Origin of the sequence: Calothrix sp. NIES-2098 (assembly GCF_963875125.1) — a bacterium.
In the GTDB taxonomy this organism is placed as follows: domain Bacteria; phylum Cyanobacteriota; class Cyanobacteriia; order Cyanobacteriales; family Nostocaceae; genus Aulosira.
Genome location: NZ_CAWNKJ010000001.1, coordinates 5,628,603 through 5,651,061, shown reverse-complemented (window position 1 = coordinate 5,651,061; position 22,459 = coordinate 5,628,603). Strand labels below are relative to the sequence as shown.

At 39.1% G+C, this 22,459-nt stretch carries 19 protein-coding genes and 1 pseudogene; 9 read left to right on the top strand and 11 right to left on the bottom strand.

Features of this window, described 5'->3' with window-relative positions; translation table 11 throughout:
• Positions 1-223: 223 nt before the first annotated feature.
• Positions 224-1,384 carry a bifunctional diaminohydroxyphosphoribosylaminopyrimidine deaminase/5-amino-6-(5-phosphoribosylamino)uracil reductase RibD gene (gene ribD / locus AACU33_RS23750; protein WP_096595363.1) on the top strand — a complete coding sequence of 387 codons (1,161 nt, stop codon included), beginning with the start codon at positions 224-226 and terminating at the stop codon, positions 1,382-1,384.
• Between the two features lie 67 nt (positions 1,385-1,451).
• On the opposite strand, the gene AACU33_RS23745 is transcribed toward ribD, so the two are convergent.
• From AACU33_RS23745 to AACU33_RS23725, 5 genes are all read right to left on the bottom strand, one after another.
• Positions 1,452-1,667 (bottom strand): hypothetical protein, encoded by a 216-nt coding sequence (locus AACU33_RS23745; RefSeq protein ID WP_096591137.1) that lies wholly within the window; start codon positions 1,665-1,667, stop codon positions 1,452-1,454.
• Between the two features lie 551 nt (positions 1,668-2,218).
• Positions 2,219-2,605, bottom strand: coding sequence for a 6-pyruvoyl trahydropterin synthase family protein (locus tag AACU33_RS23740; RefSeq protein WP_096591135.1), 387 nt, complete (start codon positions 2,603-2,605; stop codon positions 2,219-2,221).
• 89 nt (positions 2,606-2,694) lie between these two features.
• Positions 2,695-2,832 (bottom strand): hypothetical protein, encoded by a 138-nt coding sequence (locus tag AACU33_RS23735; RefSeq protein WP_339376247.1) that lies wholly within the window; start codon positions 2,830-2,832, stop codon positions 2,695-2,697.
• 12 nt (positions 2,833-2,844) lie between these two features.
• The gene (locus AACU33_RS23730) at positions 2,845-3,552 is read right to left on the bottom strand and encodes a PEP-CTERM sorting domain-containing protein (protein ID WP_096591133.1); all 708 of its coding nucleotides are present in this window, start codon (positions 3,550-3,552) and stop codon (positions 2,845-2,847) included.
• A 10-nt stretch (positions 3,553-3,562) separates the two neighbouring features.
• On the bottom strand, positions 3,563-3,685 hold the full coding sequence (locus tag AACU33_RS23725) for a hypothetical protein (protein WP_339376246.1): 123 nt from the start codon (positions 3,683-3,685) through the stop codon (positions 3,563-3,565).
• A 564-nt stretch (positions 3,686-4,249) separates the two neighbouring features.
• On the opposite strand from AACU33_RS23725, the gene AACU33_RS23720 reads away from it, so the two are divergent.
• Entirely contained in the window at positions 4,250-4,507 is a 258-nt protein-coding gene (locus AACU33_RS23720; RefSeq protein WP_096591131.1) for a DUF7219 family protein, read from the top strand.
• A 42-nt stretch (positions 4,508-4,549) separates the two neighbouring features.
• Here the strand turns inward: AACU33_RS23720 and AACU33_RS23715 are convergent.
• Together AACU33_RS23715 and AACU33_RS23710 are read right to left on the bottom strand one after the other, a co-directional pair.
• Positions 4,550-5,063: pseudogene (locus AACU33_RS23715) on the bottom strand (Uma2 family endonuclease).
• Positions 5,064-5,252: 189 nt separating this feature from the next.
• Positions 5,253-10,649 carry a trifunctional serine/threonine-protein kinase/ATP-binding protein/sensor histidine kinase gene (locus AACU33_RS23710; RefSeq protein WP_339376245.1) on the bottom strand — a complete coding sequence of 1,799 codons (5,397 nt, stop codon included), beginning with the start codon at positions 10,647-10,649 and terminating at the stop codon, positions 5,253-5,255.
• 496 nt (positions 10,650-11,145) lie between these two features.
• On the opposite strand from AACU33_RS23710, the gene AACU33_RS23705 reads away from it, so the two are divergent.
• From AACU33_RS23705 to AACU33_RS23695, 3 genes are all read left to right on the top strand, one after another.
• A complete protein-coding gene (locus tag AACU33_RS23705; RefSeq protein ID WP_096591127.1) occupies positions 11,146-12,738 on the top strand; it encodes an ApeA N-terminal domain 1-containing protein in 1,593 nt (530 codons plus the stop codon).
• 147 nt (positions 12,739-12,885) lie between these two features.
• Positions 12,886-14,079, top strand: a complete 1,194-nt coding sequence (locus tag AACU33_RS23700) for an AGE family epimerase/isomerase (RefSeq protein ID WP_096591125.1) — start codon at positions 12,886-12,888, stop codon at positions 14,077-14,079.
• Complete coding sequence (locus tag AACU33_RS23695; protein ID WP_096591123.1) at positions 14,025-14,609, top strand: hypothetical protein; 585 nt, start codon at positions 14,025-14,027, stop codon at positions 14,607-14,609. The genes AACU33_RS23700 and AACU33_RS23695 overlap by 55 nt, the downstream gene beginning before the upstream one ends.
• 45 nt (positions 14,610-14,654) lie before the next feature.
• Here the strand turns inward: AACU33_RS23695 and AACU33_RS23690 are convergent, their stop codons facing one another.
• Both AACU33_RS23690 and AACU33_RS23685 read right to left on the bottom strand, forming a co-directional pair.
• A complete protein-coding gene (locus AACU33_RS23690) occupies positions 14,655-16,577 on the bottom strand; it encodes an Hsp70 family protein (protein WP_096591121.1) in 1,923 nt (640 codons plus the stop codon).
• 14 nt (positions 16,578-16,591) lie between these two features.
• Positions 16,592-17,494 (bottom strand): hypothetical protein, encoded by a 903-nt coding sequence (locus AACU33_RS23685; protein ID WP_096591119.1) that lies wholly within the window; start codon positions 17,492-17,494, stop codon positions 16,592-16,594.
• Between the two features lie 616 nt (positions 17,495-18,110).
• On the opposite strand from AACU33_RS23685, the gene AACU33_RS23680 reads away from it, so the two are divergent.
• From AACU33_RS23680 to AACU33_RS23665, 4 genes are all read left to right on the top strand, one after another.
• Complete coding sequence (locus tag AACU33_RS23680; protein ID WP_096591117.1) at positions 18,111-18,560, top strand: Hsp20/alpha crystallin family protein; 450 nt, start codon at positions 18,111-18,113, stop codon at positions 18,558-18,560.
• A gap of 242 nt (positions 18,561-18,802) precedes the next feature.
• Positions 18,803-19,516, top strand: a complete 714-nt coding sequence (locus tag AACU33_RS23675) for a hypothetical protein (protein WP_339376244.1) — start codon at positions 18,803-18,805, stop codon at positions 19,514-19,516.
• Positions 19,517-19,565: 49 nt separating this feature from the next.
• A complete protein-coding gene (locus AACU33_RS23670) occupies positions 19,566-19,796 on the top strand; it encodes a hypothetical protein (protein ID WP_096591113.1) in 231 nt (76 codons plus the stop codon).
• Positions 19,793-20,056 carry a ParE family toxin-like protein gene (locus tag AACU33_RS23665; RefSeq protein WP_096591111.1) on the top strand — a complete coding sequence of 88 codons (264 nt, stop codon included), beginning with the start codon at positions 19,793-19,795 and terminating at the stop codon, positions 20,054-20,056. The genes AACU33_RS23670 and AACU33_RS23665 overlap by 4 nt, the downstream gene beginning before the upstream one ends.
• 703 nt (positions 20,057-20,759) lie before the next feature.
• Here the strand turns inward: AACU33_RS23665 and AACU33_RS23660 are convergent.
• Entirely contained in the window at positions 20,760-21,437 is a 678-nt protein-coding gene (locus AACU33_RS23660; protein ID WP_096591109.1) for a hypothetical protein, read from the bottom strand.
• Positions 21,418-21,873 (bottom strand): ribbon-helix-helix domain-containing protein, encoded by a 456-nt coding sequence (locus AACU33_RS23655; protein WP_096591107.1) that lies wholly within the window; start codon positions 21,871-21,873, stop codon positions 21,418-21,420. The genes AACU33_RS23660 and AACU33_RS23655 overlap by 20 nt, the downstream gene beginning before the upstream one ends.
• Between the last annotated feature and the right edge of the window lie 586 nt (positions 21,874-22,459).

Below are 22,459 nucleotides of genomic sequence, written 5' to 3'. Positions count from 1 at the left end.
TATGGACTCATGCCCATGCAAAAAACCTACACTTGTGAGGAAGGGGGAATGGGACAAGGGGGATGAGGAGACGCAAAGACGCGAGAAAATGACAATTGCCCAATGCCCCATACCCAAACCCCTGTAAGTTAAGATCGCCAAAAGTAAAACCTAAATATTACTGTTGAAAAATCGCGCAAAAGACCAGCTAGCGTGGAAAATATTGAGAGTGTTACCCAAAATTATGAATAATTTCCCTGCGATCGCTCAAGCAGATGCATCTCTACATAACTACAATCCAGAAACTACTGACAAAAGGATAGGGAGTGATTTTGATTCCCGGATGATGCGGCGGTGTTTGGAACTCGCCCGTCGCGCTTTGGGACGCACTTCACCCAATCCGTTAGTGGGTGCAGTGGTTGTCAAAGATGGGGAAATTGTGGGTGAAGGTTTTCATCCCCGTGCTGGCGAACCTCATGCGGAAGTTTTTGCTCTCAGAGCAGCAGGCGATCGCGCTCGTGGTGCTACTGTTTATGTAAGTCTCGAACCCTGCAACCACTACGGGCGGACTCCGCCTTGTTCCGAAGGATTAATCGCCGCTGGTGTCGCAAAAGTAGTGGTGGGTATGGTAGACCCGAATCCACTAGTAGCGGGTGGTGGTATTGCTCGTTTACGTGCAGCAGGTATAGAAGTTTTAGTCGGAGTAGAAGAAGCAGCCTGCAAAGAACTCAACGAAGGTTTTGTACATCGCATTCTCTACAAACGCCCTTTAGGTATTTTGAAGTATGCTATGACTTTGGATGGCAAAATTGCTACTACTTCCGGCCATAGTGCTTGGGTGACAAACCAAGACGCCCGCAGTGAAGTTCATCAACTGCGGGCGGCTTGTGATGCAGTAATTGTTGGCGGAAATACCGTGCGGCAGGACAATCCTTATTTAACCAGCCATCGGGTAGGAGCGCATAATCCCTTGCGAGTCGTGATGAGTCGCCATCTCAACTTGCCAGAAAATGCTCGCTTATGGCAAATATCTGAGGCTCCTACTTTGGTGTTGACAGAGGTAGGTGCTAACCCTAATTTTCAAGAAATTTTACGGCAACAGGGAGTGGAAGTGGTGGAGTTCACGTCACTCACACCAGATAATGTAATGGCGCACTTATATGAACGGGGTTTTTGTAGCGTCTTATGGGAATGTGGGGGGACTTTAGCTGCAAGTGCGATCGCGCAAAAAGCGGTGCAAAAAATTCTTGCCTTTATTGCTCCGAAAATCATTGGTGGTAGTTCTGCACCCACGCCCGTAGGCGACTTAGGTTTTACCACTATGACCGAAGCTTTACCCCTGGAAAATGTTCGTTGGCGTGTAGTGGGTTCTGATTGCTTGATAGAAGGTTATTTACCCCGATAAACTTCATCTTCAATTGTTCAGAGCGATCGCTTTTAATTACGGACTAATGCATTGTGACAAGCGATCGTTAACACTGTCGCTCGTAGGCCAGATCGCGAATTAAGGAGAGCCGAGATTGAATATAATCACACAGAAAATCGGTTTCACTTGGTTCTAACAGCGTTTGGGTATTAGTCTGTTTTACCAACCATTGCACTAAGTTAGCATCGTCTAGCTGTAATAGAGTCTTGGTATGGGCGGTTTCAACCACAGACCAAAGCTGACGCATAATTTTAGGAGTCATCAGACCTCAATTTCAGTATTAGCTTAACTGTCTTCAGATTACACAATTCCGATAACAGGTTACGACATGAATGTCGAAGCTGAGACAAGTATTATCAAAAGCTTAATAAACTGATTTATAACTTTATGTAGTTTAAGAATTAGCTATCACAATCGGCTGATATCTCTAATAATTTGACTAAGATTTTAGGGTATATATACTTAAAATATCCTAAATCCCGCTTTTTTAATTGGAAGAAAAAATAATATTATTCTGTTCGCTCAGAACTTCGGAACGCCAGGGCTTGACCCCTTAGTTAAACACGCATTGCATGATTTCATTTCAACTCCTTGATGGCAAGAGATGTGTCTGTGCCAAAAATGAAATCAGAAAAATTAGTGTAATTAATTTACATTTATTAAATGATTTCTATGCCCTTAGGAGGAAGAGAAATAACAAAATTCCGTTTTCTTGAGGAGCAGTATAACAAATTACTTTGTAATTTTGCAATATTTAGTTAATAGTTATTACTAACACCACAATTTTTAGCTATTTCTCAACCTCAAATCTAGTTAATCTTTATACTCTACCCAGCTGTTAGGTGTTTCGGAAACACGGACTTTGAGTTCCACATCTATTGGTAAACGCTTCTTAGTTTGATCGTAAATATACTTAGCAATCATCTCAGCAGTTGTTTCGTATTCTGGCGGTAAGACTTCGTTGAGAATGCTGTGGTCGAGTCCTCCTTTAGTTACATCTTGTTTAGCCCAACGTAAAGTTCTAAAGTCAGCTACCATAACCGGATGTGGGCAGTATTGTGAAGAGTACAACTGCGATGATTTTGCTTCAAGTCTCACCTTATAGGTATGTCCGTGCATCCGACCACAAGGGCCATCATAATCTTTGATGTAGTGGGCGCTATCAAAGGTGAATTCTGTGACTAATTTCCATTCGGGCATTTTGACATCACCTCTTGGTCGATTGTGAGATAAATACTCACGTCACCATATCTCATGAAAAACCTTAACAAGATATTTTCAAGTATTGCTTAATTCTTGGGGGCATGACTATGAGATGGTTTGCCAGATAAAGCATCGAAAAGCGCGATCGCTCTTGGAGTTAGGGTAGCATTGAGTGCGATCGCGCTATTATTTCCAGAGTAATTAACTAAACCTTGGCAACTCAAACAAAATTATGACTACATCTTTGTAGTAGCGGCTGTTCGCTTACGTTTCGCCCACCAACCTAAACCTAAAGCTAGCGCTGAACCACCTATCGTCAGAGGTTCGGGAACAGATTTCTCAATCCCAACTGTGAAACCGTGCCAGTACTCCGGATTAGGAGTAGTCCAACTGATTGAGGATATGTTTCCTAAGAATTGAATAACTCCATGTCCTTCGCGACCTTCCAACACGTTTCCTGGTAACTGAGCTAAGGTGCCGTTACCCCAGTATCCTTGACCGACACTCAGGATCTTGAATGGATTCTTAAAGTTGTACTGTACTGGGACTGAATACTGTCCCATACTAACAATAGCCATAACAGGATTTAAAACTGACTTAGAAAACTGAATCTTATTTACAGTGTTATTACCACCTTGCAGCGTGATAATATCGCTTGCAGGAGGAGCGTTAGATACAGTTGCGCTGATATAAGGTGTAGGCGGATTCCAGTAATTAGTTCCTCCCGAAGTTTGGGCAAAGGCAATTTCGCCATTGTAGTTGACTGAAATTGGAGACTCCCCAGCAGGGGTGATAGTACCCTGTGCAGATCCCGGATTACCTGCGGTTGCTGATGTCCAATCTGTCCAAGCGATAGTTGCGGCTGAAGCGGGTTTAGCACTAACAGCAGCAACACAGAGGGCAACACTAGTGCTAGCAATGGCCAGCTTTTGAGCTAATTTCATCTAATTCTTCTCAGGGAAAGTACAAAATTAAACTTTTGCGATCGCCAGACTCCACGCTTAAGCATTGGTAGCGATCGCCAGAGAATTCACCCATGAGTTGAGGAATGACTAAATTTAAAGTAATGAATAACACTACTTTACGCTAGTGCATTCACTGTCAGCATTTGTTATAGTTATGCGTTATTTAATTGATATCCTCCTAAGCAGTAGTTGATGAACTACTGCCTTCCAAAAATCCAAATTAAACAACCTATCTCACAAGCTAAATGCCTTTTATTCTCTAATTATCGTAATATTGCGGTAGGTGTTAGTGTAATATCTTACTATATTTAGATATTTCTGGTTTATCAAAAATACAACTTATACTTAAATTCTTCATTAAAAAAAACATATTTCATCCTTTGCTCTCTAAGGATGGAAATCTTCCAAAATAACGCAGAGTCAGATTTTTGATTGGTTACAGTAATTTTACTCATAATCCTTGCTAGTTATATAGTCAGGCGATCGCACGGGCAATAGAGAATAAAATTAGCAGGAGTATTGGTTTTCATGATGCCAACCTCACCTACAACCCCCCAATCTAAGCTCGCATCTTCACAATTTCCTCAGATTTAGTTGCTAAAAATACACCAGTAGTAAAACAAAGACAAAAATCACCCCGACCATTGCGCCGGGTTTTCTTGATTGTAGGTATTTTATGGCACAATCTCCTTGGGAAGACAAAGACAAATTTCTTTACCCTCACAGTCGCTACTACGGTCAATTTAACCCAGAGAATCTGGTGTTTAATGCCAATCTCCAAAGATTTGCTCAACAAGTAGGCTATATCACCGCATTAGAAACATCTGGTAAACTTTCTCCAGAGGAAGCTTATAAGCAAATAAAAGCGCTTTGGAAACAGTTGAAGCGTAGTAAACGGCAACTTAACATTGGTGACAATCCATCACACAACTGAAGATTGTTAAGGAGCATCGCTAATATCTGTATATTTACTGCATTAACTCAAAATCTGTGTTAAATCCAGGACAAAACTTAGTAATACATCCTCTCCTGACAAGCTAGTAGGAGATTGTAAAACTTCAACTTCCTGTCCTAGATGATAAATTTCTACTCGTTGGTTTTGGGGGTCAATTAACCAACCTAAACGCACGCCGTTTTCAATATACTCTTGCATTTTGTGTTGCAGTATCTCTAGGCTGTCTGTAGCCGAGCGTAATTCTGCTACAAAATCCGGTGCAATTGGTAAAAATTTAGTTGGATCTGGATTCAATGCTGTTATGCGTTCTCGCTTTACCCAAGATGCGTCAGGCGAACGATTTGCACCATTGGGGAGTGTGAAACCTGTGGAAGAATTAAAAAGCTAGGCCTGTACCATCAGCATCGGCCCAATTACCTAAGCGCTGCGTCAGTCGGCTATTGCGATTTCCGCTTTCCCATCCTGTTGGTGGCATAATTATTAATTCGCCTTCATCTGTCAACTCCAGACGTAAATCTCGATTATTTTGACAGATTTAGAAGAACTGCTCATCTGTTAGTTCAATGGTAGGATAGAGGTTGAGAATTACGGCATTCATACTTATACCATTTGGATTTTAGATTTTGCTCGCAATCATTTTTCAAATTGGTATTAGAATCTCAATCTTGCTAAGTGTAGCCTAACATTACATCTCCAAAGAAACACAAATTAGCAAAACAGTTAATTAATCTCCAAAAATGGGAAGCTGAATGATAAATTCTGCACCTTCGCCAGGGGAAGAGAAACACTTGAAAGTACCATGATGGGCTTCTGTAATTATTTGATAACTAATCGATAGCCCCAAACCCGTACCTTTACCTTCTGGCTTTGTGGTAAAGAAAGCTTGAAAAACTTTTTGTTTTACCGATTCGGACATTCCCGGCCCGTTATCAGCAATACAAATTTTGACTTGCTCATCGTCTGCTGTAGTAGTAATTGTGATGACATTGGGATTCTCTTCTACATAAGCATAAGTTTTTCCTTGATTAGACTCTTCCAATGCATCAATAGCATTCGCTAGCAAATTCATAAATACCTGATTTAATTGACCAGGATAACAAGCAACTTGAGGTACATTTCCATAATTCCGCACCACATAAATTTTGGGACGGGATGGATTAGCTTTCAGGCGATGGGATAAAATCATCAGCGTAGTTTCAATTCCTTCATGAATATCAACTGCTCTTTTATCTAAACCATCATTGCGTGAGAAGTTGCGTAGAGATTGCATGATATCGCGGATGCGATGGGTTCCCACCTTCATTGAGGAAATCATGTTTGGCAGGTCTTCTAGCAGGAAATCTAAATCTATAGACTCAATTTCATCGATGATTTCTATTGGCGGTTCGGGGAAATACTTTTGATAAAGATGCAGTAAATTAATTAAATCCTCAATATACCGTTTGGCATGAGTTAGGTTAGTAAAAATGAAGCTAACAGGATTATTTACTTCATGGGCAACTCCTGCTACTAGTTGACCTAAAGAAGAAATTTTTTCTGTATGTACGAGTAAAGTTTGAGTTTGTTGAAGTTTTAAAAGCGTTGCTTCTAAGTCTTGGGATTTTTCTTGTTCTTTAGCATAAAGGCGGGCATTTTTGATGGCGATCGCAGCTTGGGAAGAAAGAATTTTTAAAAGTTCTAACCGTTCGGGAGTAAATGCTCCAGTTATCAAATTATTTTCGAGATAAAATATACCGATAAACTTCCCTTGATAAAAAATAGGTATGCATAATATCGACTTACATTCATGCCGCTGAATGTATGGGTCTTTATTAGATATGGGGTCAAGTTTTGCATCTCTAATGACCAAGGGTTGCTGAGTTCTCGCTACATAGTTGATCGCTTTCTTCGGCACCAATTCGCTATCTTCAACCGGAGTTGATAGCAAAATAATTTCCGAATCTTCCATGCTGCTATCAATTGCTTCTATAAATAATTGATTATTTTTAACTAAAATTAAGCAACCTTTTTGGGCACCAGCATTTTCTAAAATGATATGTAGAAGGGTGCGCGGTAAACTTTCTAAGGAGATTTCATTATTAATTGCCTCACACGCTTTGACTACTGTAACTATATCTAGATTGCCACCAGTGTTGGTGGTAGCGTGCGTGCTGATGGAAACATCAGTTTTTAATTTTCGAGAGATGCTACCTGTGGTGGCGATCGCACTGGCACTGCGTAAAATTAAATCTGGGTAGCGCTTTTCTAAGTTTTTGACTTTGGCGGAACTACCCCAACGGTTGTAACCGTAGTAAGCCTCAGTCATGTAAAGTTGGGCAATTTTTTTCTTACCTAGTGACAGGTATAATTCTGCGGCGCGTTCGTTAGCCAGTGCTTCTTCTTGAATGTAACCGTTTTCAGCAGCTCCAGCAATGGCGCGATCGTAGTAGTCCATCGCTTCTAAATACTCTCCCAGCGCCCAGTGGTACTCAGCTTTGATTAAACAAAATTTGTGTTTGTGATTCATGGGCGCAATATCTGCCCATTGCTTCAGCTTCTCTTGGTTAGCCATGACTCGCAACCACAAGGTTTCTTTTTCTGGACTTGAGGTTTGAGATAAGATAGCAAGCTGGGTGAGAGAATCATAAAAATGAAAGACTGGCACCATAAAAGATCCAGTCACCCCATCTAAGTATTCCTTCCCTAGAGAAGCAACTTCTGCTGCTTGTTGATACTCTCCAAACAAGTAGCAAAGAATCAATTTGTTGACGTATAAAGTGCCGATCGCATAGCGGTCGTTAGCCTTTAAATGTAAGGGCAGCATGATGTCTTCGTTATATGCCACACCTTGCAACTTTCCTGGGAAAGGCACTTCACTGAATAGGTTTAATACAGATTGCCGAAATATTTTGAGATAATTATGGGCGACTTCTTGCTTGATTTTATCCAAAGCTTCGCTGTAAGTTGCCATCTCTGATTCTAAGACTCTCAGTTCTTTGCCAAGGAAATAAGAAAGAGAGCAATAATTGTAGGCACAGTAAGCAGAGTATTCTAAATCTCCAGTTTCCAAACCACTGTGATGTGCTTCTAGTAAGGGTAATAGAGATTCCTGAATATGATGCTTCCACGGCTTGACGAACGGGTAAACCATATTAAAAGTGCTAGTTTTCAGCGCTTTACCCTGGTGACGCGATAGTAAATCTAATGCCAATTGACCAGCGCGATCGCCTGTATCAATATCCCCGATGACTCCACAGAGAATCACTCCATACCAAGCATAGGCAAGAGTTGATTCTGGGGCATTGCCGTATTGTATTGATAGCCGCACCTGCTTAAATACAATTAAGGGCAGTAACATTGGTACTGCTTGATATACAGCCGCCGTGACTGTGGCAATAATCCGCATAACTGCGAGAATTTGCGGATCGGTCATCTCTGGTAGGTCAATTAAATCCGCAAAACTCCTTTCTGCTAAAATAGCCTGAGTTGCTTGCAAACTCTTGGTGATATCTGCTTGGCTAGGCGAATCGGGAAATTTAACACCCAAAAGTTCTAGAACAGTTAATGCTGTTTTGATAGCTTCCGGCTGTCTACTCTGCGCTACATAAGCCTGAATTTTTACTTCATAGATTTTCACTCGATCTAGTAGAGTGCGAGTATTTTGCAATACTTGACTCGCTAAACTCTCCATTAACTCATAATCGCCACCTAGATATGCTGCTTCTGCGGCTTCCACTACCAAGGCTAGAGTCAAGTCATATTCACTCAGCCAGCTATCGGGTGGGAGGAGTTGTAAACCTGTGGTTAAATATGCGATCGCCACTAGATAAGCGGTTGAGGCTTTAGCTTTTCTCCCAGCCAGCAAATTTAATTCAACTAGCCGTTGCTTTTGGTCTGGGTCTGTAATCAGGCTAGCACCCACATTTAATTGATTAATAATATTAAAAATATTTTCCTCCAATTGTTCGGGAGGTGTATTTTGCAATAACTGCTGACCAATTTTCAGATGGGTAACTTGTTTCTGGTCATCAGGAATTAGAGAATAGGCGGCTTGTTGGATGCGATCGTGTAAAAAGCGATAGGTGACATTCGATTTATCAAATCCTAAATCAGCTAACTCTTCGTTAGCAAATAGTAGAGGTATGCGGTATTCATTATTCAGCGGTAAAATTAGACCCAATTGCAAAGCTGGTTGTAATGCTTCGGCAATGTTTTGTAGATTCTTGATGCTGACTGTTGTCAATACATCTAAATTAAAGCGATTGCCAATACATGCAGCTAGTTGTAGCGCTGTTTGCGTAGCTTCTGGAAGCTTCTGAATATTTTCTGCCACTAATTCAATCACATCTCGATCTACAATATTAACATTTTGAATTTGCTCAATATCCCAAAACCAAATTCCTCGATTGAAATCAAATTTCAGCAAATTTTCTTGATAAAGTGCCTTAAGTAATTGATTTAAAAAGAAAGGATTTCCCTGAGTTTTTTTAAATAAAAGTCGCGCTAATTGGGTAATTTTTTCAGAATTGCCTAAGGTATCTGCAACCATCTGACAGACATGAGTAAATTCTAATGGACGTAAAATAATATTGTTAACAATCGTGTTTGCTTGTTGAATTTCTGCCAAGGTTTTTAGTAATGGATGACTGATGCTGACCTCGTTATCTCGATATGCTCCAATCAATAGCAAATATTGACTATCTGGGTTAGTCATTAACACCTGAATTAATTTCAGCGAAGCAGAGTCAGCCCATTGTAAGTCATCCAAAAAAAGTACTAAAGGGTGTGACTGTTTTGTAAAAACTTGAATAAAAGATTGAAATACTCGATTAAATCGATTGAGGCTTTCTGCTGCACCTAATTGAGGAAGAACTGGCTGTTTACCAATAATTAATTCTACTTCGGGAATCACATCAACGATCGCTTGAGCATTGCTACCTAGTGCTTGCAGCAGTTTTTCTTTCCACATTTCCAAGCGTTCGCTATTTTCAGTTAGTAATTGCTGCATTAAAGATTGAAAAGCCTGAATCACAGAAGTGTAAGGGATATTCCGTTTAAATTGATCGAATTTACCATTAATGAAATAACCCTTCTGTTTAACTATTGGTTTATGTACCTCATTTACTAGAGATGACTTACCAATCCCAGAGTAGCCAGAAACCAACATAATTTCGCTCTTACCTTGGCTAACGCGCTCAAAAGCCGCTAACAAAGTCGAGACTTCTGTTTCTCGTCCATATAATTGTTGGGGGATGAGTAATTGCGAAATGCGATCGCGTTGTCCGGGGATAAAATCAGGAATAGCACCGCTAACTTGCAGTTGCTCAAGACAGAATTCTAAATCCGCTAATAATCCCAAAGCACTTTGATAGCGGTCTTCAGCATTTTTCGCGATCAATTTCATCACAATAGCGTCTATCGTTGTCGAAATCTCTGGATTCAACTGCGTAATTGGTGTCACTGGCTTGGCAATATGACAGTGAACCATCTCTAGTAAATCGTCAGTTACAAAAGGCAATTGACCAGTCAGCATCTCATAAAATGTCATCCCCAACGAATAAAAATCGCTGCGATAATCGACAGTGCGATTCATTCTCCCAGTTTGCTCAGGAGACATATAAGCAACAGTTCCTTCCAATTGATGAGGATTAGTCAGTTGCGGAGTTTCTTTATTTAAATATGAGGCAATACTAAAGTCAGTAATTTTAACAATTCCAGTGTGGGGATTAATGATGATATTTGTAGGTTTAATATCTTTATGAATAATGCCTTGCTGATGTAACGCTAACAATGCCTTTGCTAATTGCACAGCAATCTTGAGAAAAGTAACTTCACAAAGCTGCTGCTGAGAAAGAAATTCCTTAAGATTGACGCCATCAAAATCTTCCGCTACTAACGCCAAACGGTTTTGGTAGCTTTCTAAGCGATAGATTTTAACAATACCTTCACAATTAAGATTTTCTGTAGTTTTATATTCGTGCTTGAAGCGAGTAATTTGCTCAAGAGAGGGATAATCAGCCTTCAGAACTTTCAAAATCACAGACTGCTGGGTGTTTTGCGCCCTAGCCCGGTAAACAATTGTGTTAATTCCTTCAGATATAATTTCTGTTAAGTCATAACCTGGAATAACCGAAGTTAACACTATCGTTTCTCCTTTCCCTAAACTTAAGCACTCACTTCATATATTTCCCAATCGGAAAGGCAGAATATAATAATTTACATTCATTTACAGAAGAAATTATATAATCTTTTAGTAAAGTAAAATTTATTAGCGCTAATAGGCGATTTTTCAAGTTAAATCATTTATTACTCCGTATTTTGGCATAAAATCGCTAAATATACGCTTTAATCACTAAAAAAGTCAAACAATCAGAAAGAAAAACAACAAAATCTCCGCTAATGTCATAGGTATTTCCACTCTGAGTTTTTACAACCAGAACGACTACACCGAATTGAAAAAGCTAATGGTAGAACAAGAAAGCTATTATCAAATTAATTTCTACTAGATGAGTAGTCAAAGACTATATTTACTCTTCACTACTCATTGTTTTCTGCTAATAGATTTTTATTAGATACTTGAATAAATAAATTGAATATGCATAATAGTATATAAGAACAAAAGTACTATTAAATAGTTAATGATAGAAGAATTTGTCATTCTGGGAAAATGGTGGCTTCCTAGCAACCCTGCGATTGTAGTTCCAGGAAAATTAAGCTTTTCACCTGAGAGTGGTGCAGAACTAGAACTAATTGGTTCCTTTTATAATTCAGAATTTCAAGAAATAGGTCAAGCAAGAGACTTTATCACGTCTGATGCAGAGAATTCCTTTTGGGATTCAACACTACTAGAAAGAGGAGTAGTAGTTGAATTTATTAAACCCCAAGAAACAATTATTCTTGGCTTATTAGAAAATAATGAAGAAATTACTCTGTATAACTGTTCTGGTAGGATCAAAAAATTCGAGTTCTTCAAAGGTAGAGCTATTGTTATATTTAATGTTAGGTATATCTTTAAAAAAATTCACTTTCAAGAAGAAGAAAGTATTAAATTAAAGTCTATTTCTGTTGAATATGCTTATTTGAGAGAGTGGATAGGCAAGTCTGGCATAAAAGCTATTATACCTCAAGAAGAAAACAAACTCTGGATCACATATCAACCACCTTCAAGTATTTCCTTGGCAAGAATTAATGATTTAGATGTATCTATTACTTTTTCTCGCATAAATCTCAACCCCTTTGATGTTTATTTGGGTGCAACTTACTATCAGGCTAATATCGAGCAGAAAACCTATTTGACAATAAAAAATAATTGTAATCAACCATTAGATAAATGTATTGAATTACTAATCCATTTTAGAGATTTATTAAGCTTTGCAATCTCGAAGCCATCATCAATAATTTCCATAACTGCAAATGTAGATGTTAATCATCCAAAGAATACAAGCCATGATGACGGAACATTTATGACAGAAGAGGATGTTTTGGAAAGCCAGATTATTATAATGTTCGGTCTCTGGAATTCTGGAAAGCACTTAGATATAAAAGTAACTCCTTATGAAATGCTATTTCTATTTACTGATGTGGGAGATAGATTTGGAGAAATTTTTATAGAATGGCTAAATAAGAGACAAATATACGAGCCAGTCTTTAATTTGCTGATGACCACAATGTATACTCCTGATCTCTATTTAGATTATGGTTTTTTAAATATAATTCAAGCTCTAGAGGTGTATCATGGCAACAAATATAAAGGTACGTATCAGGATGATAAAGTATACAAAAATGGTATCTACAAGAAACTTTTAGAAGTTATCCAAGAATTTCCAAGTGATAGTAGTGATAATCAATATGGAATTACTAATGATTTTAGACAAGCTTTGAAAGGAAAGCTCAATTTTCAAAACCAAGTTAGTCTCCAAACAAGGCTAAATGAAATATTGGCAGATATTTCACATTTACTTCCTGATAATTTTATAGGCAGTGATAATGATAAACAAAACTTTGTTAGTAGAGCTTCTAATACTCGTCATGCACTAGCACATCATAATAAAAAACAACGAAAGAAGGCTGCAAGAGGTAAAGAACTATCTCAACTTTTTCATACACTAAGTGTAATACTTCATATTTCTTTGTTAAGAGAATTAAATTTTACAGACGATTTAATAAAAGCTCTGATAGCTCGTAACAGACAATATCAGAGAGAATGGCAGTCACCGCAAAAATTAAATTAGCATATTACAAAGTTTTTACTTTTCTGGAGAAGCCATGATATTAGTTTGTGAATAAGCCAGAGTACAAGTAGTGCATAGTACTTGTAGTCTATCCACAGCAGAGTGATAATTAACGCTGTTGATTTTGCTGCAAGGGTGGAGGACATTATGAGGCAAGATTTTCAAGAACTGGCTGAACTATACAAAAACGCGCTTCTCAATGATGTACTCCCTTTTTGGGAAAAACACTCGATTGATTGGGAGCAAGGTGGCTATTTTACTTGCCTCGATCGCACAGGTAAAGTGTATGACACAGATAAATTTATTTGGCTGCAAAACCGCCAAGTCTGGACATTTTCTATGCTTTACAACCAGCTAGAAAAACGCGAAAACTGGTTGAAAATAGCTACTAATGGTGCTAATTTCCTTTCTCAGCATGGCAGAGATGCTGATGGTAACTGGTATTTTGCCCTCACCCGTGAAGGTCAGCCTTTAGTACAGCCCTACAATATCTTTTCTGATTGCTTTGCAGCGATGGCTTTTAGCCAATACGCCCTCACCTGCGGTGAAGATTGGGCTAGGGATATAGCAATGCAAGCTTATGACAACGTTTTGCGCCGCAAGGATAATCCCAAAGGCAAATATACCAAGACTTACCCAGGTACACGCCCGATGAAATCGTTGGCTGTACCGATGATTTTAGCCAATCTCACTCTAGAAATGGCATGGTTGCTACCTAGCGAAACCTTAGAGAATGTCTTGGATATGACTGTTCAGGAAGTGATGAGCGATTTTCTTGACCAAGAACGGGGGTTGATGTACGAAAATGTTGCGCCTGATGGTTCGCACATTGATTGTTTTGAAGGTAGATTAATTAACCCCGGTCACGGGATTGAAGCGATGTGGTTCATTATGGATATTGCCAACCGTCGTCAAGATGCGAAGACAATCAACCAAGCTGTTGATGTAGTGCTAAATATCCTAAATTTTGCCTGGGATAGTGAGTATGGCGGATTGTATTACTTTATGGATGCGGAGGGATATCCACCACAACAACTGGAATGGGATCAAAAGTTGTGGTGGGTTCACCTGGAGTCGTTGGTTGCATTGGCAATGGGCTATCGCTTAACGGGGCGTGACGCTTGTTGGGAATGGTATAAAAAAATGCATGATTATGCTTGGTCACACTTTGCAGATGCCGAGTATGGTGAGTGGTTTGGCTACCTCAATCGGCGTGGAGAAGTGCTATTAAACCTCAAAGGCGGTAAATGGAAAGGTTGTTTTCACGTACCGCGTGCGCTGTATCTTTGCTGGCAACAATTTGCTGCATTAAGTTCGCAGACAAAGCGATCGCATTCATAACCAAAGAGATCGGGTTCTCTATCAACGAGTACTCATCCATAGACAAGGCGATCGCATTCATAACCAAAGAGATCGGGTTCTCTATCAACGAGTACTCATCCATAGAGAACGCGATCGCATTCATAACTAACCCGATCGGGTTCTCTATTAACGAGTACTCATCCATAGACAACGCGATCGCATTCATAACCAACACGATCGGGTTCTCTATCAACGAGTACTCATCCATAGACAAGGCGATCGCATTCATAACCAACTTGATCGAGTTCTCTATTAACGAGTACTCATCCATAGACAAGGCGATCGCATTCATAACTAACCCGATCGGGTTCTCTATTAACGAGTACTCATCCATAGACAACGCGATCGCATTCATAACCAACACGATCGGGTTCTCTATTAACGAGCACTCATTCATAAAGAAAGCGATCGCATTCACAACCAAAGAGATCGGGTTCTCTATCAACGAGCACTCATCCATAGACAACGCGATTCCATTCACAACCAATGAGTTGAGTGTTGATTGTTGACTGTAATTAATTTTGTGTGGTTACACGAATTTGAGCAGAATTTTGCTATTGAATAAGAATTACTGCCTCTTGTACTTTGGTGGAAAGGGCTTTTTCCAAACCTTGCTCAACTTTGGCTATCAGTTCGTCAAAAGCCTCTTGATTCGCTGTCAGTTGTTCTCGCAGCACCTTTTCTAACTCCGGCTTAATTTGCTGGCACATATCATCAATTTTTTTGTCGCTCAAAAAACTAGAACGCAGCCAACCTGGAACATCAACATTTGTCTTGATTGCTTCTTGGACACCCTTACGATTTAACTCCATTCCTGCTGCCATAACTGAAGCACCATATACTAATGCGATCGGCCATGTAAAATGTCCGGTTAATATCAAAGTAATAATGCTGGCAAGAGTTCCCCCACCAATGATTACGTTAACAATCAACGCTACTGTGTCAGCCAGAATCGCATCGCCAATTCTAAGTTCTGGATTAACAAAAGCTGGGTCAATGCTATCCTCAAATCTTAAACTACTTCTAGGAATTTGAAACTTTCGGCAGATAGGATCGGTTTGAGCGGCTAAATCTGGTTGGATTTTATTATTAAACCAATTAATGCATTGTTTGTTAATTATCTGCTGCGCGATATTGCCTTGTAGCCACTGTTCTGCTCGATTTGTCATTGAAATTTCCAGATCGGCTAAAGTTTTTATTTTGTTCTTCTGCCAGTCTTTTACTCCTGGTCGAACTGCGTTTTCAATCAAACTATTTGCAAGTGGCTGAGTTAACAATTCAATTAACTCTGGAATATGTCTTTCAATTAAGTTTTCTAGTTTGTTTGATTCAATTAGTTTGTTAACTTCTTTTTGGAAAGCAGTAGCCCGTAAATCCCATCTACCTACACGCGCTAAACCCAATGCAATACAACGTTCTGGCTCCGGATCTGGACGCAGGAGTGTTTCTGGTTCGGGAAAGATTTCTTGACAGATTTGGTGTGTAAATTTCATCCGAGATGCACCACCTGTCATCAGCAGAATTTTTGGTACGATTCCTTGTTTATCTAGCTGTTCTTTCGCCTCTTTGACTGCTTCGCGAAATGATTGCATCCAACTCTTTTGTTCTAGTTCAGGCAAAGGTTGATGCAAGATTTCCTCCATAATTGATTTGTTAACTTGAGGAATAAAATATATTTGTTCGTTGATAGATTCAAATCCACGAGCAAAAGATTGAGCATCACTATATAGTTGTTCGTTAGAAAAGTAATCTTCTTTAGTTTTGCGACAAGCAAGTTCACAACGCGCTTGGTGATGAGGATATTCTGCAAAGACTTTTTCTAATAATGCTTTTTGCTCGTGTTGGGCAAGAGTGCGTTCAAAGATAGCCTTATCAATTAATGATGCGCCTAAAGTATTGCTGCCAAAATCTATGGGGATTTCTTGTAAGCTTTTAACTAAGGTAAAATCTGTGGTCGAGGAGCCAATATCGACAATTAGTACTGAAGAAAGTAGTTTTTCATATTCTAATTTCCCGGCTTCTTTGGCTTGCATAAAAGCAGCTCGCGATTCGGGGACAACATTTAGTAGATCGATGCCTGCCGATCGTAGTAGCTTTTGATATTCTGCGCGATCGCTCGCTGACCATCCAGAAGGACAACCCACATAAAAATAAGTATTTTCTCCACCTTCAATTTGTTTACTTTCTTTTAAAAGGTGGTAGTAAGTGGCAACAAATGTGCTAATTGTCTCTTGATATTTGGGGTCGTTATTTGGTTTTTGCTTGAAAGAAATTGCTAGTTGGGTAACGCCAGCTTGAATTAAAGCTTGTTCTCCTACAAGATAACCCAATCTAGGATGCCAACCCAAAGCCGTAATTTGGTTTTTCTTATTATTAATCTCTAGCATTTGGGGAGGTTCAATGCTTTCTACTATCGCTTTTGCTACAGCTGTTTCACCGTGTCCCAAATCAAAACCAATTGTCTCTAAAATTTCCATAGTCTTATTGTCTGTTATTCTCTAGCCTGGGAATATGCTGGCTCAATGACTCGACCGCGCCGCAATAAGCGATCGCCTTTTAACAATGCAGGTGTTAAAGTTACGTAATCTTTGGTGTCAGGGTCGATACTTGGCTCAAAGTCAAAATAATTGCGATCGCTTTGAGGGTCGTTAGCTCGGTAAATTTGGGCGCGAATGCCCTGTTCCATTAAAATTTGAGGTAGAAGTTGCGCTAGTGCGATCGCCATTTGGGGTTTATTTAGAAATGATGCGCCCATGAGCTTTTGTAGAAAACCTAATAACTCTGGAACTTCTTCTATACCCAGATCGCCTTCTTGCTTGTTTCCTTCTTCAAATCTAGCGACTGCTAGGTCAATGGTATGGAGAGCATCAACAAGGTTATCTAAAAGAACTTTACTATCAACTCGCAGGACAGCTTGAGGTAATTTTAATATCTCTTGTGAGGTGGAATTGCCTTCTTGATTGTTTTTGTCGAGTTGCAGCACAACTTCCAATCCCAAAAGCACAGAAGCTAGTAAAATAGCCATCCATGCACCTGGTGTAGTTTTACTTAAATAAAATAACCAACCTAAAATGCCTATATATAACAGTGCTTTTAATAGTTTCAGAATGGCTCTATTCGGAGAAAAGTTGGGAATTGGGCGATCAATTTGCTGTGTTGAAACGGTTTGAGCAAGGTTAGCCGCAGCCAAAGTACTAATAGACTGGCGCAGCATATCTAAGAAAAAAGCAGCCAAACGGACTTGAGTTAAATTTAGCTCGCTAATATAAATTCTTTCAAGATTATCAAGTCGGGTTTGAACCAGCTTAACTACTTGTTCAATACTGTTTGTGTTTTCAATATCTATCTGGAGTTGGTTGCGTTCTTCACTAAAAAGCGTAGTAATCTTTTTCATATCATTTTGTTTAAAGGCAGAGCGCAGAGAGCAGAAGAAATTATTACTCTACAAGGCATTTTAGGTTTAATCAAGTCTATCTACTTGGCAGAGTAATTTAAATGAGCTTTATTAAGACAAAGTTAATTTGGATATTAATCTATTACCCCTACTCTGGGTATGAAAAATAAGTTATATCAAATATTATTTTCGTGCGTGTAAGTTTTGTAATGCGCTGATGTTAAGGTTATTTTTCCGCAATACTTATATATTTACCTGTAATCTTTTGATTTTCTCAAAAGCATTTTCTGTCAAGTGCAGTTATTTATATGTTTATCTACACAACTACATAATACACCTGCAATGACTGACTGGACATCGCCCTCTTGGGGTAATGCTAGTACTTGCGGCAGATTTGAAAGCTGCGACGAGGATTTATCGCATAAATAACAGCAAGGTTTAGGGTTTACCGAACTAATAATTTGCAGTTTTCTACACCTAAAATTATAGCTTTAATTAGGTTCGGTAATCATCATTAAATAATGTGTTATTAGCCGAACTAACACTAGGTTTTACAAACAATACTATAAGAATCAAAGCAAGGCAAACAAAGACTACTGCTAAGAAGGAAATTGATATGTTAGTTCGTTACAACCCCTGGCAAGAATTAAACGCTATCCAACGCCAACTCAATAGCTTGTTTGAAGATACAAGAGTACCATCCACAGTGTTTGAAAAAGGCTTGGTTAGAGTTCCGGCTGCTGAATTGCAAGAAACTGAAGATGCTATTCATCTCAAGCTAGAACTTCCAGGACTAGATGCTAAAGACCTAGATATTCAAGTGACTGAAAAGGCTGTTTCTGTAAAAGCGGAACGCAAGACAGAAAACAAAACTGAGGAAAAAGGCGTTACCAAAACCGAATTTTACTATGGTAAATTCCAACGTGTAATTCCTCTACCTGCGCCAATTCAAAATGACAAAGTACAAGCAGATTACAAAGATGGCATTTTGAATTTGACATTGCCTAAAACTGAGCAAGCGAAGAACAAAGTTGTGAAAGTAAATCTTGAGCAACCTGCTGCTTAATGAGTTGTAATAAGACTACATTCTTCGTTAGATAATGTGACATAGCTAAAAGCCCGGTCAGTCTTAGACCGGGCTTTTTTTTATATAATTCATGGTTTAGGGTGTAAGGCTTGCTAGATTTACAGCGAGCATTCAGCAAGCGTTGTCTACCAGCAACAGATATTAAAGTTACGTCTGGCTAAAGCCTAGACTTATTTAGCGATCGCCTATTTTTAGAGTGTAACTCGGTTATAACAGTAGCGATGTCTTTGACAACCTCTTTGGGGAACGCACTGGGAATAATGAGCAAGGGAATTGTTGTCTTTCTTAATAAGCTGGAAAAGGAGATACGATTTGGGATGGACGCTGCATATTGTTTGTATCAGACACGCAAAAAATTTCAGGAGCAATGTCAAGGATTTTCCTTCAAGCGATTCTTGTATAACTCCTTGATACCTCCTTGGTGGATGATTTTAGAACGCGATCGCAGATTTTGCGCGTTATACCGCGACCAAAATATTCTTTTAAGAAAGGGTATGGTCGTTTGGGGACAAATAGTTCAAGCAAATAATTTACTTTTTCAGCCAGGAAAGTGGGATCATCCAGCAGTTATCGTCTGTAGTCCTGCTCCAGTATTTGATAGTAACCTCAAGGAACTCACAAGAATCGCCAAAGACCTTTATGAACTGAAAGATAAAAAGCTTGAGCATCCAGAGATGGCAGATTTCGTAACTTTTGCTGAAGTCATTACTAATGAAATGGACTGTCTATTTAATATCGAAATTCCCGACTCATTAACATTTAATCAACTCGTATATTTCACATCGATTATGGTATATCGAAAACATCTCCCTGGAGGATATTTAAAATCTCCTTGGTTTCCTATTTTGATAGCTCCGGAAAAAACTCCGGCTGCGATGATTTTGCCATCAAAATATTGGTTCGCCGAACTACGGCAGATTTGGTATGCTGAGTAAAAAGGCTATAAAATAAATGCTAGAGGTAGATAAAAAGGAAAATTGTATAATGTCATCTCTAGCAATTAGTACTGTAGTTAAAATGATGGAATCTTTACCAGAAGATGTACAAAATAAAATTGCAGAACATCTTCAAGAATATATAAAAGACTTACAAGATGAACTTCAGTGGGAAGAGTCATTTAAAGCAACTCAACAAAAGCTTGTGACAGCTGCTCAACGTGCTAAACAGGAAATTGCTGAGGGGCTTGTTCAGCCAATGGACTACAACCAGCTATGAAATCCGCAACTCTCCCTTCATTTTGGGCTGGTTATCGGTCTCTAGATGAAAATATTAGGCAGAGTGCTAGAAAAGCCTATGAAATTTGGAGAGAAAATCCATTTCACCCATCTTTACATTTCAAATGTATCAATGACCAGGAGAACATTTGGTCTGTCAGAATTACACGTAGTTATCGAGCTATTGGCATTTTAGAAAGCGATACAGTGACATGGTTTTGGATTGGTAGTCATGATGATTATGAGAGATTCTTCGGATAAGGTAGTGCAGCTTTCATACCTTACTGTCAAGTAAGAAAGATTTGCGATCGAGTTTGTTTTATCCAATGTATTTCCAGTCTTGCCATTTACTATTATTGGCTTAATTTTGATAGTTATGTCTGCGCGATCGCTTTGGAGGTCGCATCGAGCAAAACAATGGGTACAAACCATCGGTCTAATTTTCAATGTGAGGGTTGAAGAACGCTCTATCAAAGCTCGAAATCGAAAGCTATACCAAATTGTTGTGAGAAGCTCTCATCAAAAGACAAATCGACAGCAACACCTACTCTTTACTAAAAATTGGTAGTGTATTGCTGTTATTTGGGTTGGTTTTCGGTTTATTTATTATGTTTAATGAATTAAAAGATTGCGGTATTACCTTAAACTCAAATCATCCTCAACTTGGTGCAAAATCTTGATGTTATCTTTGAAGCGAAATACGTATGTTGGTACTAAGTTACGGTCAGCCGTAGTACCTGAAAATTAATAAGATTGTTTCCTTGACTACGTTACAGTCGCAATGACTTTACTATGTTTGATTGCAACTTGGTATGAATATAACAGCGTTAGCAGTTGATAGTTTTGACTAAATAAAGAGCCTGTATATTGTTAGAGTTTTATGACAATAAATTCCCGATCTAACTTATTCAAAAAAGACGACACCTGATAACTTGTGAGTTCTAGAAGGAATTAAATTGTGCATTTAAGCCGATTCAAGCACCCCTGGCGGAATTGGTACGAGTTGAGGAGTAGATATGCAGGTTCCTTGCCTGTACCAAATCCCTTCAACCTCGAAAGCTTCAAATTGAGTAGTCAAGATTGCCCAAGCTTGCTCATTTAAACCGGCTGAGTAAGTCCAAGTAAATTGGCAGTCATGGTGTAATCTTTGCTCTAGTTCAGCCAAATCTTCCGGTAGCCAAAATTTGGTCATTACCCGTTGAGTTGCAATCTCTGGGGGAGTTTGCAGCATCTCAACCATTGGCTGATTCACAATAATCTGCTTGCGGTTATCTTGTCTGACGATGCTGACAGGACGCTCGTTATCAGCAGCAGCAACCATGCGATACAACAACTCATCAGGGAGGTGCAGCTGGCTGCAAAACACTTTACCGTCAGTCTGTAAGATACGTTCGGCAGTTTCGGAAGCTGTAGGTGGTTGGCTCGCCATCCATCCGAAGAACTCGATTGGTTGCTTACAACCACGCCATTTGATCCTTACCTTACCGTTAATTTTCGCCGCTGTCTCACTGAGTTCCTCTCCGTAGCTTTGAGCTAGCTGTGTAGCATCGCGTTTGGTTGGGGCCAGAATTGACAAGCCATCATAGGACATTTTATAGTTCCAACCCGGTAAGTTGAGAATTTTAAGAATACTCACACTCATCTGCTTTTACACTTTCAGCAACTCTATATACTTTTACACCCTTAGTATTGTGATACACGGACGCTTCATAGGTTCCTTGCCAAATCTTCATCCTTTCTTGTTCTGGGATAGCTAAAGCCGAGGTGATGATAGCAAAATCTCCAGGTGTTGGTAAGACTTCTCCTTCAGCCAGCGCTTGTAAATTCTTTACTCCGCAGCGCTTGAGCTTTTTCATGTTCAACCTGACTAGATCGGCAATTGTTTTAGGTACTTCTGGAAGAGTGTTTTTTGCACTAGAACTTGTAGTTTTACTGAGCCACTCCTGAATCATCTCTTCTATGGCATCGCTTTGAGATATACCTAAGCGAGCACAAATACTTTTGAACTCTAAGGCTAGTTCTCGTGGAATATAACCACTGACCTGCTTGTAATCGTCGGAACGCCTTCTGTCAGCCATATATATGTAGATGTTAAATAATATTACTTACTTCACCTTCTCTCTTTGTGACCCGAAAAATCAAGGCATATTTTTATGTCTTTTTTAAATGACATGTAAAGAAACAAAAAAGTCTTTTACTGCTTAGGCATCAGTTAACTTCACTATCTTGACTTTATTTAAAGCTGTGCTTTGACGATCAAGCTACTAACAAACTGATAACTCAAACCACGTAGAGACTTTACATCTAAATTTCTCTACATAGTTCTAACCTTTAAGTTTGTACTTAATAACATATTGTGCGATCTAATCTTTAAATATTAGTACCAAAACTCATTTGTTCAAAGCTGAAGTTTTGCTACTAACAGGTAGGAATACTAAAATAATTAAGATTAATATTATAGAGCTATGAAGGTGATTCTATCTCGATCTACTTCAATCATTTTAAGTAAGATCTCATAACCGTCATTTAATTTCATATATCCAACGCTCAAATAACTAAAAGGTTTGTGTGCGATCGCTTACTACCCTTACTGTTTTTTATCAAATCTGTTTTTGGCTGACATCGATCCGCATACGCTGTATAACTTGATTTTAAATGGCTGAC

What these genes read in the sequence shown, in the direction of transcription:
- ribD (WP_096595363.1), top strand. Translation starts at nt 224, where the DNA reads ATGAATAATTTCCCTGCGATCGCTCAAGCAGATGCATCTCTACATAAC.
- AACU33_RS23745 (WP_096591137.1), bottom strand. Translation starts at nt 1,667, where the DNA reads ATGACTCCTAAAATTATGCGTCAGCTTTGGTCTGTGGTTGAAACCGCC.
- AACU33_RS23740 (WP_096591135.1), bottom strand. Translation starts at nt 2,605, where the DNA reads ATGCCCGAATGGAAATTAGTCACAGAATTCACCTTTGATAGCGCCCAC.
- AACU33_RS23730 (WP_096591133.1), bottom strand. Translation starts at nt 3,552, where the DNA reads ATGAAATTAGCTCAAAAGCTGGCCATTGCTAGCACTAGTGTTGCCCTC.
- AACU33_RS23720 (WP_096591131.1), top strand. Translation starts at nt 4,250, where the DNA reads ATGGCACAATCTCCTTGGGAAGACAAAGACAAATTTCTTTACCCTCAC.
- AACU33_RS23705 (WP_096591127.1), top strand. Translation starts at nt 11,146, where the DNA reads ATGATAGAAGAATTTGTCATTCTGGGAAAATGGTGGCTTCCTAGCAAC.
- AACU33_RS23700 (WP_096591125.1), top strand. Translation starts at nt 12,886, where the DNA reads ATGAGGCAAGATTTTCAAGAACTGGCTGAACTATACAAAAACGCGCTT.
- AACU33_RS23690 (WP_096591121.1), bottom strand. Translation starts at nt 16,577, where the DNA reads ATGGAAATTTTAGAGACAATTGGTTTTGATTTGGGACACGGTGAAACA.
- AACU33_RS23685 (WP_096591119.1), bottom strand. Translation starts at nt 17,494, where the DNA reads ATGAAAAAGATTACTACGCTTTTTAGTGAAGAACGCAACCAACTCCAG.
- AACU33_RS23680 (WP_096591117.1), top strand. Translation starts at nt 18,111, where the DNA reads ATGTTAGTTCGTTACAACCCCTGGCAAGAATTAAACGCTATCCAACGC.
- AACU33_RS23675 (WP_339376244.1), top strand. Translation starts at nt 18,803, where the DNA reads ATGTCTTTGACAACCTCTTTGGGGAACGCACTGGGAATAATGAGCAAG.
- AACU33_RS23670 (WP_096591113.1), top strand. Translation starts at nt 19,566, where the DNA reads ATGTCATCTCTAGCAATTAGTACTGTAGTTAAAATGATGGAATCTTTA.
- AACU33_RS23665 (WP_096591111.1), top strand. Translation starts at nt 19,793, where the DNA reads ATGAAATCCGCAACTCTCCCTTCATTTTGGGCTGGTTATCGGTCTCTA.
- AACU33_RS23660 (WP_096591109.1), bottom strand. Translation starts at nt 21,437, where the DNA reads ATGAGTGTGAGTATTCTTAAAATTCTCAACTTACCGGGTTGGAACTAT.
- AACU33_RS23655 (WP_096591107.1), bottom strand. Translation starts at nt 21,873, where the DNA reads ATGGCTGACAGAAGGCGTTCCGACGATTACAAGCAGGTCAGTGGTTAT.